The sequence below is a fragment of the Pseudomonas sp. R2-7-07 genome, from assembly GCF_003852355.1.
GTDB lineage: Bacteria > Pseudomonadota > Gammaproteobacteria > Pseudomonadales > Pseudomonadaceae > Aquipseudomonas.
This window is the reverse complement of record NZ_CP027759.1, coordinates 2,213,275-2,228,345: the sequence shown is the minus strand read 5'-3', so window position 1 is coordinate 2,228,345 and position 15,071 is coordinate 2,213,275. Positions and strand designations below refer to the sequence as shown.

Genomic DNA, 15,071 nt, shown 5'->3' with positions numbered 1-15,071 from the left:
ATCAGATCAGATGATTGCGCTGGGCAAATTTGGACAGGTGCACCACTGAGGACATACGTAACTTTTCCTTGAGGCGTGTTTTGTAAGTGCTGATCGTCTTGTGGCTCAGCAGCATGTCTTCGGCAATTTCCTTGTTGCCCAGCCCCAGGGCCAGTTTCTGCAATACGGTCAATTCACGGTCCGACAAGCACTCGATCATCTGCCGCTCCGTTTCTTGCAGATCGTCACGGCGTACCGAGCTGGTAGGCAGGCTTGGGAAACAGCTGTAGCCGGACTGGATCGCTCTGATGGCCTTTTGCAGTTCGTCCAGCTCGCCGGTCTTGGCCACAAACCCCATGGCCCCGGCTCGCATGCAGCGGGTGGAAAAAAACACGGCCAGGTAGGAGGTCAGCACCAGGATCCTGCACGGCAGGCCCAGGGACTTGATCCGACAGATAACTTCCAACCCACCCAGCTTGGGCATCGCCAGGTCGAGGATGATCAGTTCGGGACGTTGCTCCCGCGCCAATTGCATTGCATCTGCACCGTCACCCGCCTGATAAATGTCATCGAATCCTTCCAACTTCAGCAAATGCTTGACGGTCGCACGTATAAACGGATGGTCATCCACGATTAATGCTTTGCTCATACACACCCCTAGGCTGTCAAAGTACCCTTACACATCAACCGGGACCTAGGTACCTGTGAGAAATGACAGTTCCGACAAACGGTACTGCACCCGCTCAGGACGATAACCGCTCGCAGCCTGGCCCCTTCCATTGAACATCACGAGCAATCACGGCTGGACGAGAACGAGCGCCCAGCCGTAAGTGCCCAACCTTAACAATGCAATGACGTTTTGATTGAAGGGATAGTCCTGACTACTTGTAGGATTTTTCCTCGCAAAAAAGCTTAGCTGATATTGGCTCGACGGGGTTTCAGGCGGGCGGGTCAGTCGGTGGTACTCGGGCTCCAGAACGCCTGCACCACCAGGCTGGAGATGGAAATACGCGCCACCAATGCATCCAGCTCGTCACCGTCGACCGACGTCACGGCCAGGGTGGCCTCGATTTCAACTTCTTCGCTGCCGAACGGCCTTACGTCGACATCACTGGCCGGGTAGTTGCATCGCGCCAGCTCGGCTTCCAGCAGCACCATGACCGCCTGTTGCTGGCTGCGCCGCGCGATGACATAGAGGATGTTGGTGACCTCGGCCGAGACCACGTCCAAAGGCTGGCGGTTGATGTTGTTGACGATCGGCCGCAGCAACGTATTGGCGGCCAGTACGAACAGCGTACCCAGCAAAGCCTCGAGGATCAGGTCGGCCCCCGCACAGGCTCCCACTGCGGCCGATGCCCAGAGGGTGGCAGCTGTGTTGAGCCCGCGCACATTGCCCTCTTCACGCATGATCACCCCAGCCCCCAGAAAGCCGATGCCCGACACTACATACGCGACCACGCGCACCGCGCCTTCCGCACCGCCCAGGCGATTGGCCATGTCGACAAAGATCGCTGCGCCGACCGCCACCAGCACATTGGTGCGCAAGCCTGCGGTGCGTTGGCGGTACTGGCGCTCGAAGCCGATCAAGCCGCCGAGGAGGAACGCCGCCGTGAGGCTGACGACGGTATCCACCAGAGAGTCGAGGTTGATGTTGTTGATTGCCTGCATAAAAAAACCTCCATGACTGCTGCGGCAACTACTGCCAGCCAAACTTGCGGATGTAGTAGCCCTTCACCGCCTGGGTCAGCGCCATGTACGCCAGCAAAATCACTGGCAGGAACACGAAGTACAGCGACGGCAGCGCCTGCAGTTTGAAGTAATGCGCCAGTGGCCCCATCGGCAGGAAGATCCCGACCGCCATGATCACGCCCGTCATCACCATCAACGGCATCGCCGCACGGCTTTGCAGGAACGGGATTTTCGGGGTGCGGATCATGTGCACGATCAACGTCTGGGTGAGCAGCCCCACCACGAACCAGCCCGACTGGAACAGGGTCTGGTGGTCCGGGGTATTGGCATCGAACACGTACCACATGAGTGCGAACGTGGTGATGTCAAAGATCGAGCTGATCGGCCCGAAGAACAGCATGAAGCGGCCCACATCTCCCGGCTGCCAGCGTTGCGGCTTGGCGAGCATCTCCTCGTCGACGTTGTCGAACGGAATCGCGATCTGCGAGATGTCATACAGCAGGTTCTGCACCAGCAGGTGCATCGGCAGCATTGGCAGAAACGGGATAAACGCACTCGCCACCAGCACCGAAAACACGTTGCCGAAGTTGGAGCTGGCGGTCATCTTGATGTACTTGAGCATGTTGGCGAAGGTGCGGCGGCCTTCCAGCACGCCCTCCTCCAGGATCATCAGGCTCTTTTCCAGCAGGATGATGTCGGCGGCTTCCTTGGCGATGTCTACCGCGCTGTCCACCGAAATGCCGATATCGGCCGTACGCAGTGCCGGTGCATCGTTGATGCCGTCCCCCATGAACCCGACCACATGCCCGTTGGCCTTGAGCAGGCGCACGATGCGCTCCTTGTGGCTGGGCGTGAGCTTGGCGAACACATTGGTGGTTTCCACGGCCTGGGCCAGCTCGGCGTCGCTCATGTCCTCGATGTCGTTGCCCATCAGCAGCCCTTGCTGCTCCAGGCCAACTTCACGGCAGATCTTTGCGGTGACCCGTTCGTTGTCGCCCGTCAGCACTTTGACCGCTACGCCATGGGCCTTCAGGGCCTTGAGCGCAGGCGCGGTGCTTTCCTTGGGTGGGTCGAGGAAGGCCACATAGCCGATCAGGGTCAGGTTGTTTTCATCCGCCAGGCTGTAGGTATCGCGACCTGGCGCCATCGGTTGTGCGGCCACGGCCACCACCCGCAGGCCCTCGTCATTGAACGCTGCAGTCACTTGGCGAATGCGTGCCAACAGCTCGTCCGTCAATGCCTCGTTGACCTCGCCGTGGCGCACGGTGCTGCACACTGCCAAAATCTCCTCCACCGCGCCTTTGCAGATCAGCAGATGCGGCTGGTCCTGCTCCGCCACCACTACCGACATGCGACGCCGATTGAAGTCGAATGGAATCTCATCGACCTTCTGGAACGCGGTACCGACCTTTAAGTCACGATGGATTTCGACGTGCTCGAGCACGGCCACATCCAACAGGTTTTTCAAACCGGTCTGGTAGTAGCTGTTGAGGTAGGCCATTTCCAGTACATCCTCGGATTCCTGGCCCCACACATCCACATGGCGCGCCAGGAAAATCCTGTCCTGGGTCAGCGTGCCGGTCTTGTCGGTGCACAACACATCCATGGCGCCGAAATTCTGGATCGCGTCGAGGCGCTTGACGATGACCTTCTTGCGCGACAGGAACACCGCGCCCTTGGCCAACGTCGAGGTGACGATCATCGGCAGCATTTCCGGGGTAAGGCCCACGGCAATCGACAGCGCGAACAGCAAGGCTTCAGTCCAGTCACCCTTGGTGAACCCGTTGATGAACAACACCAGCGGGGCCATCACGAACATGAAACGGATCAACAGCCAGCTGACCTTGTTGACTCCCTGCTGGAACGAGGTGGTGGCACGGTCGGTCGCCGTGACGCGTTGCGCCAGGGCGCCGAAGTACGTGTGATTGCCGGTGGCGAGAATCACCGCCGTGGCGGCGCCGGACACCACGTTGGTGCCCATGAACAGGATGTTTTCCAAGTCCAGCGGGTTGCGAACCTGGGCATCCTGCTGCTGGACGAACTTCTCCACCGGCATCGATTCGCCGGTCATCGCCGCCTGGCTGACAAACAGGTCCTTGGCACTGAGCACGCGGCAATCAGCGGGAATCATGTCGCCGGCCGACAGCACGATCAGATCGCCCGGTACCAGTTGCTTGATCGGCAGTTCGAGGCGCTTGGCCGCGTCCCGGCGCAACACTGTGGCCGTGTTGCTGACCATGGCCTTCAAGGCGTCGGCGGCCTTGTTCGATTTGGCCTCCTGCCAGAAGCGCAACAGGGTCGACAGCACCACCATGGAGAAAATCACCAAAGCGGCCTTCATGTCGTCGGTCAACCAGGAGATCACCGCCAGCAAGGTCAGCAGCAGGTTGAACGGGTTTTTATAGCAGTGCCACACGTGCACCCACCAAGGCAGCGGCTGCTCGTGCTCGACTTCATTGAGCCCGTATTGCCCGCGCAACGCATCGGCTTCCTGGGTGTTCAAACCCTCGGCGTGGCTGCCCAGCATGCCCAGCAGCTGCACGGCACTGCCGTTGGCTGCGGCCACCAGGGTTTGCGCAAGGCTAGGCGGTACTTCGCGGCTGACACTGGCGTCGGTCACGGTCTCCAGCATCGTCAGGCGCCGAAAATGCCGGGCGATATGCCGGGTCCGCAGAAAACCGGCGAAGAACTCTTTGAGCAGCGTGAGGTTCATGGTGTTACTCCTGCGCGATGAAAAACCCTCGTGCAGGTACCGCCCATCCGCACCGCGCCTGTCGAACAGGCGCAGCCGAACCTGGCCCGCCCACCGTAAAAGGCAGGCGCGTCCGTAGCCTCCCGAGGCAACTCGGGTGCTGGTCAGCGTCGATGAGAGGGATCAGGCAGGCGCCAGGAATGGCTGCTGCCGGGATGCCGCTTCTCGCTTTTTCTGGCGAGACAACGGCATCGAAAAAATGCGCGTTACCTTGCCAAGTATGTGCCGGTTACTGAAACCGGCCGACTACTGTCACTCGAACAAGTACCCACTGAGGGTCTCCGCTATTGATGAAAACGCGCGAAGCTTACGCCGCGATTTATGCAGAGTAAACCGTAGGAAAGTTTCCACATGGTGAATAAGAAATTTCTTCAGGATGGGTTCAGGAACCCCTTTCTCGACCACACCAATGAGCAATGTGGGGGGGCTTGCTCCCGATGGCGGTGTGTCAGCTACTAATTCATGCCTGACACTCTGCCTTTGCAGGCAAGCCCCGCAACATGGGCTCGGTGTAAGTTCCAGGCGATGGAGCACCGGGGCGGTCGCGCTCGACCAAGGCCAGATAGGCATCAATACCCTTCTCGGCAATCGGCTTGACCTGAATCAGTACCCTATTCACCTGCCGCCCCATTGCAATCCCCTCTCGAATGCGCACCGTCACATACCCCAGCCTGGGCCAAAAACGCTCGGCCTTGGTATTGCCAACCACAACCGTCAACCGCAACCAGTGGGCACCCTTCCCCACCGCCCATGCCTCGAGGTCCGCGTGCAGCCGCTGCGCCAGCCCGCTGCCGTGCCAACGTGTATGCACCATCAACAATCCGATATGCCACACTCCGACGGCGAGCAAATCTGCGGCGATATTCACCACGGCGACCAATTGGTTTTGCGCATCGCGGTAACCCAACCAGTACATCCGCCTGCAACGCCAGCCTGCGGGCAATTGGCCGTTTAGCTCATCCCGAGCCTCAATCGGGGTAGCGGGTTCGCCGTTAACCGCCTTGAAGTAATCCGGCGCTTGTTCAAAAAAATCTTGCAGCTCAGCCTCGTCACAACCAAGTAGCTCAACCACCCGAATGCCTTCAAGGGCATAGGTATCTACACAACTTTGTAGCAGCTACGGTAACCACGATGCGAAGCGAGTCGCTCTTGCTTGTGATCTTGCTTTTGATCTAGGCGCCCCGTTAAACCACGCTGGCCGGAATTCGATAGTGATTTGGGGGGTAAACCGGCAGGGATGCCGGTTTAGCCGCCCCGCGCCATGGATGGCGCGTGGCGGCGGCCCCCCAAATCACTGTCGGATTACGGGCACACCGAGCCTGGGCGAGGTGCCGAGTGGTGGGGCAAGAGCGTTTTGCTTACTTTTGCGCTTTTCAAAAGTGAGACGCCGTAAGGGCGGAACCTATAGCAGCCGTTACCGCAGCAACGGATATGTACTCGCTCTGATCCAGCATCCTGGTCGGCCCTGAGGCCGCCATCGGGAGCAAGCCCCCTCCCACATTTGGATCGCGGGGCGTCAGTTAGAGAGGCTTCGGCTCCCGAGCAGTCACAGATTCAGGGCCGCGCCCAAAGTTGTGTAGATACCCATGCTTCAAGGGAGCAGCCAGGCAACACGCGTGGATCAACGTCCATATTCAATCCTTTCAATCATCCCGCGTCAGCACTTCCAGCAATTCAATCTCGAAACGCAGGTTGCTGTTTGGCTTGATATGCGCACCCATCGAGCGCTCGCCGTAGGCCAGGTGCGCCGGTACATACAACGTGCGTATACCGCCAACCTGCATGCCCATCAATCCCTGGTCCCAGCCCTTGATCACGCGACCTGTACCAATCACGCACTGAAACGGTTTGCCCCGCCCCCAAGACGAATCGAACACCGTGCCATCTTCCAGGGTGCCGGTGTATTGAGTGGTAATCAGCGCGCCCTTGACCACGGCTTTGCCGTCGCCCAGGCGGATGTCGGTGATCTGCAATTCATCGTTGCTCATGGGGCTCTCATTGAAGGCGTGAAAGGCTGCGGTTTTCCCAGAACCGGGTGGGTTTTGCAAGTGTCATGGCCACGCGATCCAATGTGGGAGGGGGCTTGCTCCCGATGCGGTGCATCAGTCACCCCATCATGACTGACAGCCTGCTATCGGGAGCAAGCCCCCTCCCACATTTTGATCGCAGGCATCAGTTGGATAGCAGTCGGCTGTGAGGCTGTCAGTTGCCTCGCCACAGGTCCAGGCCCGTACCACAATTTACTGTGGGAGGGGGCTTGCTCCCGATAGCGGTGCATCAGCCACCCCATCATTGACTGACACCCTGCTATTGAGGGCAAGCCCCCTCCCACATTTTGATTCGCGTGCATCCAGCACCGGGCTTTATAACCAATGCCAGAACCGACTCCAAAACCCCCGCCCCAATTCATCCTTGCACCCGGCATACTGCCGCGCATACATCTGCGAACGGGCCTGCACTTTGCTCGCCACCGGCGGCAGCCAGGCTTTGCTGGCATAGGTGCGCTGACGATAACAACCCCAGCCTTCGTGGTAGTTCAGGTATTGGCCGTAGGCGTCGTATTTATAGACACCGTTGATGCTGTAGGTCTTGTCCATGTACCAACCGATAAAGTCGATGGCGTCATCGAAATCCTCGCGATCGGCGCCGCTGCGGCCGGTGCTTTTGCGGTAGTCATTCCACACTTCATCCTTGGCCTGGGCATAGCCGGAAGCGGTGGAAACGCGTCCCCAGGGAATGATCCACAGTAGGTATTTACGCGGCGTCTTGGCATCGTAGCGAAAGCCCGACTCCTGATACATGATCGCGAAGGGCACCTGGATCGGCACGCCCCAGCGGTTTTGCGTGACCTTGGCCGCGTCGTACCAGTCATCCTTTTCGCGAAAGATGCCGCAGATATCATTGGGCGTGCGTGGCGGCGAGGTGCCGCACGCCGCCAGCAGGGAAGTGAGTAGTAACAGTCCGACGGTTTTGCTTGCGCTCAAAGGGCACCCTTGCGTGAAACGCGTGAAATGCCGGCATTTTACGCGTTCACACAGGCGGCGTCCTTACCGCAAACCGCACCAAGCCAATGGCACGCGACGGGGCCCGTATGCACTACCCCGCCTGGTCCATTCGTACTCCCACCCGGACAACTTCTCTGCACTATCCTGAACCGGGGATGTCGTAAAACCCATGCGTCCACACCTTGGAGAACCTATGACACAGGATGTTCTTGCCAAAGAAACCAACCGCCGCCAATTGCAGCAGATCATCTCCGGGTTGTCCGACGGCGTGATCCTGGCCGAGGTCGACCAGACCATTCTCTGGGCCAACGAAGCCGCATTGACCATGCACGGCGTCACTGACGTCATGGGGCTGGGCGCCAATGGGCAGGAATACGCCGAACGCTTCACCTTGCGTTATCGCAACTACCACCCATTGCAACTGGATAACTACCCCCTGGCCCGCGCGGCGGCGGGTGATGAGTTCAGCGACGTGATCGTGGAAGTCATTCCTACGGCCGATGAAGAAAAGACCTGGGTTCACCGCCTGCGCAGCCTGGTGATTACCGACTCGCACGGCGAGCCGGAACTGTTGGTGCTGATCCTCAGTGACGCCACCGAATGGGCGAGCGCCGAGCAGCGTTTCGAGAAAACCTTCAACGCCAACCCCGCGCCCGCCGTGATCTGCCGCCTCAGCGACCTGCGCTACATCAAGGTCAATCAGGGCTTCCTGGAGATGACCGGCTACAACCGCGACCAAGTCATCGGTAAATCCGTGTATGAACTGGACGTGCTCGAACAGGCCGAACGCAAGGACTTGGCTATCGAGCGGCTGGGGCAAGGCTCGACCATTCCACAGATGCAGGCAGAGCTGCGACTGCCCGAAGGCGGCAGCAAGCTGGTGATCGTCGCCGGCCAGCCCCTGGACATGAACGAAGAGGACTGCATGCTGTTCTCGTTCATGGACCTGGAGCCGCGACGCAAAGCGGAAATCGCCCTGCGCCAGAGTGAAGAACGCTTCGCCAAGTCCTTCCGCCTGACGCCCGTGCCAACCCTGGTGTGCAACGCCGCCAATCGCCAAGTGGTGGATATCAACGAAGCGTTCATGAGTATCACCGGCTATATCAGTGAAGAACTGATCGGCAAATCCATCGAAGACATCGACTTCATCGACAGCCCCCAGGCCGGCGCCCAGTTGTTCGCGACCCTGGAGAAAGCCGGAAACCTGGAAGGTCATGACCTCAAGGTGCGCAAGAAAGGCGATGAAGTGATCGACTGCGTGGTGTCGGCCGACACCGTGATCATCCAGGACATGCCGTGCTACCTGCTGGTATTCATGAACATCACCGAACGTAAACGCTCGGAGCTGGAACTGGTGGCGGCCATCGAGGAAGTCATGCAGGACACCTCCTGGTTCAGCCAGACCCTGATCGAAAAACTCGCCAATGCCAAAAGCGTCAACAGCCCTGACCTGCCCAACGTTTCCTTTACCGACCTCACCGCCCGTGAGCGCGACGTGCTGGGTTTGATCTGCGAGGGCCTGGCCGACAAGGAGATCGCCTCGCGCCTGAAGCTGGCACCCAACACCGTGCGCAACCACGTGGCGACGGTGTACTCCAAGCTGGGCGTGCACAGCCGCAGTACGGCCATCGTCTGGGCCCGCGAACGCGGGCTGTTTGCCGGTGAAGTACGGATAAAGAACAAACGTTAAGAGTGCAAATGCACTAGTGCAGCTAGTGCTAATTCGCCTTATGAGGCAGCAGGCTAATCAATAACCTTTAAGGCATCGTCTCTGTGCCTTGAAGGAACCTGCATGTTTACCCTCTCTCAACTGCGAAATTGCATCGAAGAAGGCTTGTCGCCGCTGACCTGCGAATTCACCCTGTGCCGGGACGCATCCTTGACCCTCAAGGTATTCGACGCCGAAACCGGACGGGTCGATCTGGTGGTCACCGGGATCAGCACCAAACGGCTGCAGACCCCGGAGGAAGTGGCGAAAATGGTGGATGAATTGCGCTATGAGCTGCAAAGCAACAACGTCGGCAAGCTCACGCTGGATGACTTGCCTTCAGCTTCGCCCCAATGAAGTAGAACACCCCGCCGCCGACGATAAACATCCCGAGCATATAAAACATGTAATGCGCCGGCAGGCTGGCCAGCACCATCCCGCATAACACCGGCCCCAAGGCGGCGCCGAGATTGGACAGGTTTTGCGCGCCGTAATACATCCCCCGCAGCGCATCAGGCGCAATTCGGTCGATAAACATGTACTCGGCCGGGAACACAATAATTTCCCCCACGGTAAACACCGCCATCGCCAGCACCCACCACATCACGCTGCTGGCCAACGCAAAGCCAATCAGCCCCAGCATGAACATGCCCAAACCTGCGATCAGCCACTGGCTCAGGTAACGGTGCGAGATGCGCCGGCCAATCAGGTACTGCAAGGCAATCACCAGCACGGCGTTGGTGGTGAGCACGGCGCTGATTACAGTGTAGGTATATTCGGCAGTGGTGGTAGTCACCAGGTATTGCGATAGGTAGGCCGTAAATTGGCCGAATACCACCGCACTGAGCAGGCCACCGAGGGTGAAACACACCAGGCGATGATCCTTGAGCAGCACACGGCCCACGGCGAGAAACGGCACCGGTTTTTGCGTGGCGTCGACGGTGGTCAATGTGCGGTCGCCCAAACGCCAGTACAGCAGGAAAAATCCCACGCCCAACAGCGCCGACAGTATAAACGGCAGGCTGATATCCAGCTTCGCCACCATCGCGCCAAAAAATGGCCCCACGGCGTAGCCGATATTGGTCAGCGTATATTTGATCGAGAACACTTCGCTGCGCCCCTCCTCGGGCAGCAAGCTGGCGAAGCCGGCCTTGATCGCGATATCGATGACCGCATAGGCCAGGTTGATCAGGATCAGGCAGCTGTAGAACGCCCAGATATTCTGCGCCACAACCGTACCGATAAAGCCCAGCACAAACACCAGGCTCAGACCGAGCAGCAAACGGTAACTGTTGACGCGATCGACAAGGAACCCGCCATAGACGCTGAGCAACGAGCCGACAATCAGCGAGCTGCCGATAACCAGGCCGACCTGGCTGATGTCGAGGGCAAAGTGGCGGGTGAGGTAGATCACCAGGTACGGAAAGGTGATCGCCTTGGCCAACGTCAGCAGCAACGTGGCGGACAGCAACAGATTCACCGTGCGGGGGTAGTTTTTGATGGTGGCAAGCATCCTGCTCTCTTTTCTTTGAAGGTAACGCGACCATTGCGGTCGGTTACCTTAACGCAAGAAAGGTGAAACGAGCAGGTGGTGCGGCAGGATTATTTCTTGACCGGTGTGATCTCAAGGATGGTGCCGTTGGTGGTCTTGAGCAGTACATATTTATCGCCGACCCGCGCCCACTGGCTCTCTTCCTCGGGCTGCTTGAGGCCACGTTTTTTCCAGTCGCTGAGGGCCGACTCCTTACGCATGAGGATATCCGGGGCGCGGTCACCTTCCTTCAAATCACGGGTATTGATGTTGGAAGGCTGCACGGTTTCCTGGGGCGTATCGCCGGCCTGCACCACAAAACTGGCGGTAGACAGGCCTGCCGCAACGAGAACACAGGCAACGAGGGATCTGGACTTCATGGGTGCTCCTTCAATTTTGAGTGCGTACCCAGGTTCCGACCGCAGGGGCGTGAAAACATTCAGGTCAAAACACTACCCGATCGCCAATAACCCTTGTGGCGAGGGAGCTTGCTCCCGCTGGCTGCGCAGCAGCCCCAAACAGCCCGACCGATATATCCCTGAACGAACGTGGTGGATGGATTGGGGCCGCTTCGCGGCCCAGCGGGAGCAAGCTCCCTCGCCACACGCGGGAACTCAAACTCATAACCAGATTGCATCCCAGAGCGAGTAGTCGCCGATATGCTCGACCAGCCCCGCCCGCAAGGGATTGGCAATGATGTAACGCGCGATTTTTATAAGATCTTCCTGGGCTCGCACCGCGCGATCATGGTATCCGCTCTGCCAAAACGCGCCCTTCGTACGACAGGCTTGATTGATGGTCAACGTGCTGCGTGACTTCACTTGTCGCATCACCTGCGGCAACGTTGCGTCACGCAGCTCAAACATCCAGTGAAGATGATCCGGCATGATGACCCAGGCCAACGAACCGACCAGACCGCAATCATGGGCGCGTTTGAGCTCTGCAACCAATAACCGGGCCAGAGACAATTCAGCAAAAACCGGATACCGCTGATAAACCACTGCCGTCACCAGATACACACGCCCTGCTTCTGAATAACGACCTCGCCGTAGCAAATGAGAGTTGGGCCTTTGAAGCAATCCGTCGCTCCCTTTGATTGAATGACTCATTCAACCTAGCAGGCCCGAGAAAGGTCGCTCCACGACTCAATTTCATTATGTTTCCCCACGCCCCGTGGCGAGGGAGCTTGCTCCCGCTGGGCTGCGCAGCAGCCCCAAAAAAGCCGGCCGAGACACACCTGAACAAATGAGGTGGCCGAATTAGGGCAGCTTCGCTGCCCAGCGGGAGCTAGCTCCTCACCACCATGAATCGCCACTATCATTGCTTCCATGAAATTAATCCTGTAATTTTTCATGAAATTATTCGAATTAAATTTCATGACACCTCAAGATGAACTCGCCACCCTTGCCGCCCTGATCCACGACCTGCGCAAGCACAAGAAACTCACCCTGGCGCAATTGGCGCACAAGATCCAACGTTCAGTGGGTTTCCTGTCCCAAGTGGAACGTGGCTTGTCGCGCCCGACCGTGGCCGACCTGACCGCCATCAGCCACGCCCTCGACGTGCCTACCACTTACTTCTACAGCCTGCCCAAACCCAAGGCGGTGGACTGGGTAACGCGGCCCAGCGAGCGGCGCACGGTGTACTACGCCAATGGCATCACCGACATCCTCGTCTCGCCGAGCATGAACGGTGCGTTTTCGATGCTCGACAGCCTGTTGGCGCCCGGCGCCAACAGTGGTGAGCAGAGCATGAGCGACCGTGCCGAACAGGCCGGTTTTGTGCTGGAGGGTGAGTTGACGCTGTGGGTTGAAGGCGAGGCCGATGCGGTCACCCTCGGCCCTGGCGACAGCTTTCATCTGGCCAGTTTCGCCCACTGTCGCTACGCCAACCTGACCGACCTGCCCGCCCGCGTGCTGTGGGTTTACAACTAGGAGCTGCACCCGTGAAAAGCCCATCTGCAACCTTGCTGGCCGAAGTACGGACCTTCCGCCAGAACTATCCCGAGGTGCGCTACGTCGATTTGATCGCCCTGGACATTCCGGGGCATTTCTACGGCAAGCGCTACCCGGTGGATATGCTTGAAAAAGTCGCCGCCGGCAGCCCGTTGAAGCTGCCGCAGAACGCCGTGTTGTTGGGTGCCCAGGGCGGGTTGTTCAAGATCGGCGACTACTGCTTCAACGACGGTGACCCGGATGCCAATCGGCGCCTGGTGCCGGGTACGCTGAAGCCGGTGAGCTGGGAATCGCAGCCGCTGGGGCAGATGCTGATCACTTCCGATGGCACCGAAGCGCCCATCGAATTCGAACCCCGCGAAGTGCTGACCAAAGTGGTGGAACGCCTGCACCACAAAGGCATTCACCCGGTGGTGGCATTCGAACTGGAGTTCTACCTGTTCGACAAAAAGCTCGACGACGGCCTGCCGCAATTCGCCCGCGACCCGCTGAGCGACGATGCCGATGACCAGCCCAACTTGCATATCGAGCGGCTGTCGCGCTTCAGCGACGTGCTGGACGACATGGCACAAACCGCCAAGGCCCAGGGCATCGATATCACGGTGATCACCGCCGAAATCGGCCCGGGCCAATTCGAAATCAATTTTTGCCATTGCGATGACGGCCTGCGCGCCGCCGACTGGGCCGCCCTGTTCTGCCGCAGCACCCGCGGCGTGGCGCTCAAACACGGTTACCGCGCCAGCTTCATGGCCAAGCCTTACCTGCAGTTTCCCGGCAGCGGCATGCATGTGCATGTCAGCCTGTATGACGGCGCGGGCAATAACGTGCTGGCGGCGCACCAGCAGCAACCGCTGCGCCACGCCGTGGCCGGTTGCCTGGCGTTGCTGCCCCACTGCATGCCGATCTTCTCGCCCAACCACAACGCGTTCCGCCGCCTCGGCGGTACGGTCAACGCCGCTACCCGCGCCAGTTGGGGCTTCGAAGACCGTGATGCGTGCGTGCGCATCCCCGAGTCCGACCCACGTAACCTGCGGATCGAGCATCGCCTGGCCAGCGCCGACGCCAACCCATACCTGGTGCTGGCGGCGATCCTCGCCGGTTTGGAGCATGGCCTTGAAACCAGGCAGGAGCCCATCGCGCCGCTGAACGAAGACCGCAGCAGTGGCACCGATTTCCCCGTGGACATGCTCGACGCCGTGCGCGCCATGCAACATCAGTCGGTGGTGCGCGACAAGCTGGGCGCGGAATTCGTCGATGTGTATTGCGAGAACAAACGCCAGGATCATCTGGCGTTTCAGCAGGAGATTTCTGCGCGGGAATACCGCTGGTTTCTTTAAAAATCGCCACGTCCTGCGTGGGGAGATCCAATGTGGGAGGGGGCTTGCCCCCGATAGCAGTGGTTCAGTCACAGCTGCATTTGCTGATACACCGCCATCGGGAGCAAGCCCCCTCCCACAGTGTTGATTCGGTTTCGTCAGTCAGCCCTCACCCAGCAACAGTTTCTGCTCCCGCGCGCACAACTCCACCACGTAATCCCATAACACCCGCAACCGCACCGACTTGTGCAACTCCCGACGCGAGCTGATCCAATAGCTGCGCTGGATGCTCTCCCCCGGCAACAACGGCACCAGGCCCGCATCGCCCGCCGCCATGAAACAGGGTAATACCGCAATGCCCAAACCCGACCGCGCGGCCTGGTGTTGCGCAATCACGCTGGTGCTGTGGAAGACCACCTTGGGGTTGCGACAGAAGCTGCTGAGGAATTTCAGTTCCTGGCTGAACAGCAGGTCGTCGACATAATCGATCCATGAATGGGCCGCGAGGTCTTCGCGTTTTTCAATCGGCGGATGACGCTCCAGATAAGCGCGGCTGGCATACAGCGCCAGGCGGTAATCGGTGAGTTTGCGGGTGACCAACTGATCGACGCTGGGGCGTTCCAGGTGAATGCTGATTTCCGCTTCGCGGTTGAGGATGCTGACAAAGCGCGGCACCGCGAGCAATTCCACTTCCAAGCCGGGATAACGTTCAAACAGCCCAGCCATGCGACCGGCGAGGAACATCACCCCCAGGCCCTCCGCCACCCCGAGACGAATCTTGCCCAGAGGCGCTGCAGAATGGGTGAGTTCGTCTTCCGCCAGCAGTGCGACGTTTTCCATGGCTTCGGCATGTTTGAGCAAGGCTTCGCCGGCCGGCGTCAGCTCATACCCCTGGGCGTGCTGCACGAACAGCGCGGTACCGAGGCTTTTTTCGATGGCCTCGATATGCCGGGCCACCGTGGCGTGCGTGGTTTTCAAACGTTGCGCGGCGGTGAGCAAACGGCCGCTGCGCTGCAATTCGAGAAAAAACCGCAGGTCATTCCAGTCGAACATATCGCCTCCGTTGCGCACCCATGGGCAGCGCTGTTTAAAAACGCACAGCAGCTGGGCAAAAACTAACATTTTTAAGACGAAAA

Annotated in this window: 14 protein-coding genes; 4 read left to right on the top strand and 10 right to left on the bottom strand. The window is 59.2% G+C overall.

What is annotated here, in order from left to right; genetic code table 11:
• Position 1: 1 nt before the first annotated feature.
• The 6 genes from C4J86_RS10270 to C4J86_RS10245 form a co-directional block, all read right to left on the bottom strand.
• On the bottom strand, positions 2–628 hold the full coding sequence (locus C4J86_RS10270) for a response regulator transcription factor (RefSeq protein ID WP_124362148.1): 627 nt from the start codon (positions 626–628) through the stop codon (positions 2–4).
• A gap of 302 nt (positions 629–930) precedes the next feature.
• A complete protein-coding gene (locus tag C4J86_RS10265; protein ID WP_124370298.1) occupies positions 931–1,647 on the bottom strand; it encodes an MgtC/SapB family protein in 717 nt (238 codons plus the stop codon).
• Between the two features lie 28 nt (positions 1,648–1,675).
• Positions 1,676–4,381, bottom strand: coding sequence for a magnesium-translocating P-type ATPase (gene mgtA / locus C4J86_RS10260; protein WP_124366567.1), 2,706 nt, complete (start codon positions 4,379–4,381; stop codon positions 1,676–1,678).
• A 499-nt stretch (positions 4,382–4,880) separates the two neighbouring features.
• Entirely contained in the window at positions 4,881–5,492 is a 612-nt protein-coding gene (locus C4J86_RS10255; protein ID WP_256681731.1) for a GNAT family N-acetyltransferase, read from the bottom strand.
• Between the two features lie 571 nt (positions 5,493–6,063).
• Positions 6,064–6,408 carry an FKBP-type peptidyl-prolyl cis-trans isomerase gene (locus C4J86_RS10250; RefSeq protein WP_124370296.1) on the bottom strand — a complete coding sequence of 115 codons (345 nt, stop codon included), beginning with the start codon at positions 6,406–6,408 and terminating at the stop codon, positions 6,064–6,066.
• Between the two features lie 375 nt (positions 6,409–6,783).
• Positions 6,784–7,404, bottom strand: coding sequence for a hypothetical protein (locus tag C4J86_RS10245; protein ID WP_124370295.1), 621 nt, complete (start codon positions 7,402–7,404; stop codon positions 6,784–6,786).
• Between the two features lie 214 nt (positions 7,405–7,618).
• Between C4J86_RS10245 and C4J86_RS10240 the strand changes: the two genes are divergently transcribed.
• Together C4J86_RS10240 and C4J86_RS10235 are read left to right on the top strand one after the other, a co-directional pair.
• Positions 7,619–9,115 (top strand): helix-turn-helix transcriptional regulator, encoded by a 1,497-nt coding sequence (locus C4J86_RS10240; RefSeq protein WP_124370294.1) that lies wholly within the window; start codon positions 7,619–7,621, stop codon positions 9,113–9,115.
• A 102-nt stretch (positions 9,116–9,217) separates the two neighbouring features.
• Complete coding sequence (locus C4J86_RS10235) at positions 9,218–9,490, top strand: DUF1652 domain-containing protein (RefSeq protein WP_124370293.1); 273 nt, start codon at positions 9,218–9,220, stop codon at positions 9,488–9,490.
• Here C4J86_RS10235 and C4J86_RS10230 read toward each other — a convergent pair.
• From C4J86_RS10230 to C4J86_RS10220, 3 genes are all read right to left on the bottom strand, one after another.
• A complete protein-coding gene (locus C4J86_RS10230; RefSeq protein WP_124370292.1) occupies positions 9,453–10,646 on the bottom strand; it encodes an MFS transporter in 1,194 nt (397 codons plus the stop codon). The genes C4J86_RS10235 and C4J86_RS10230 overlap by 38 nt on opposite strands.
• Positions 10,647–10,735: 89 nt before the next feature.
• The gene (locus tag C4J86_RS10225) at positions 10,736–11,044 is read right to left on the bottom strand and encodes an RcnB family protein (RefSeq protein WP_124370291.1); all 309 of its coding nucleotides are present in this window, start codon (positions 11,042–11,044) and stop codon (positions 10,736–10,738) included.
• 240 nt (positions 11,045–11,284) lie between these two features.
• Positions 11,285–11,743, bottom strand: coding sequence for a transposase (locus C4J86_RS10220; RefSeq protein ID WP_124372414.1), 459 nt, complete (start codon positions 11,741–11,743; stop codon positions 11,285–11,287).
• Positions 11,744–12,040: 297 nt separating this feature from the next.
• Between C4J86_RS10220 and C4J86_RS10215 the strand changes: the two genes are divergently transcribed.
• Complete coding sequence (locus tag C4J86_RS10215) at positions 12,041–12,598, top strand: helix-turn-helix domain-containing protein (RefSeq protein ID WP_124370290.1); 558 nt, start codon at positions 12,041–12,043, stop codon at positions 12,596–12,598.
• Positions 12,599–12,609: 11 nt separating this feature from the next.
• Positions 12,610–13,956, top strand: a complete 1,347-nt coding sequence (locus tag C4J86_RS10210) for a glutamine synthetase family protein (RefSeq protein WP_124370289.1) — start codon at positions 12,610–12,612, stop codon at positions 13,954–13,956.
• Between the two features lie 141 nt (positions 13,957–14,097).
• Here the strand turns inward: C4J86_RS10210 and C4J86_RS10205 are convergent, their stop codons facing one another.
• Complete coding sequence (locus C4J86_RS10205) at positions 14,098–14,988, bottom strand: LysR family transcriptional regulator (protein ID WP_124370288.1); 891 nt, start codon at positions 14,986–14,988, stop codon at positions 14,098–14,100.
• Between the last annotated feature and the right edge of the window lie 83 nt (positions 14,989–15,071).

What these genes read in the sequence shown, in the direction of transcription:
- C4J86_RS10270 (WP_124362148.1), bottom strand. Translation starts at nt 628, where the DNA reads ATGAGCAAAGCATTAATCGTGGATGACCATCCGTTTATACGTGCGACC.
- C4J86_RS10265 (WP_124370298.1), bottom strand. Translation starts at nt 1,647, where the DNA reads ATGCAGGCAATCAACAACATCAACCTCGACTCTCTGGTGGATACCGTC.
- mgtA (WP_124366567.1), bottom strand. Translation starts at nt 4,381, where the DNA reads ATGAACCTCACGCTGCTCAAAGAGTTCTTCGCCGGTTTTCTGCGGACC.
- C4J86_RS10250 (WP_124370296.1), bottom strand. Translation starts at nt 6,408, where the DNA reads ATGAGCAACGATGAATTGCAGATCACCGACATCCGCCTGGGCGACGGC.
- C4J86_RS10240 (WP_124370294.1), top strand. Translation starts at nt 7,619, where the DNA reads ATGACACAGGATGTTCTTGCCAAAGAAACCAACCGCCGCCAATTGCAG.
- C4J86_RS10235 (WP_124370293.1), top strand. Translation starts at nt 9,218, where the DNA reads ATGTTTACCCTCTCTCAACTGCGAAATTGCATCGAAGAAGGCTTGTCG.
- C4J86_RS10230 (WP_124370292.1), bottom strand. Translation starts at nt 10,646, where the DNA reads ATGCTTGCCACCATCAAAAACTACCCCCGCACGGTGAATCTGTTGCTG.
- C4J86_RS10225 (WP_124370291.1), bottom strand. Translation starts at nt 11,044, where the DNA reads ATGAAGTCCAGATCCCTCGTTGCCTGTGTTCTCGTTGCGGCAGGCCTG.
- C4J86_RS10215 (WP_124370290.1), top strand. Translation starts at nt 12,041, where the DNA reads ATGACACCTCAAGATGAACTCGCCACCCTTGCCGCCCTGATCCACGAC.
- C4J86_RS10205 (WP_124370288.1), bottom strand. Translation starts at nt 14,988, where the DNA reads ATGTTCGACTGGAATGACCTGCGGTTTTTTCTCGAATTGCAGCGCAGC.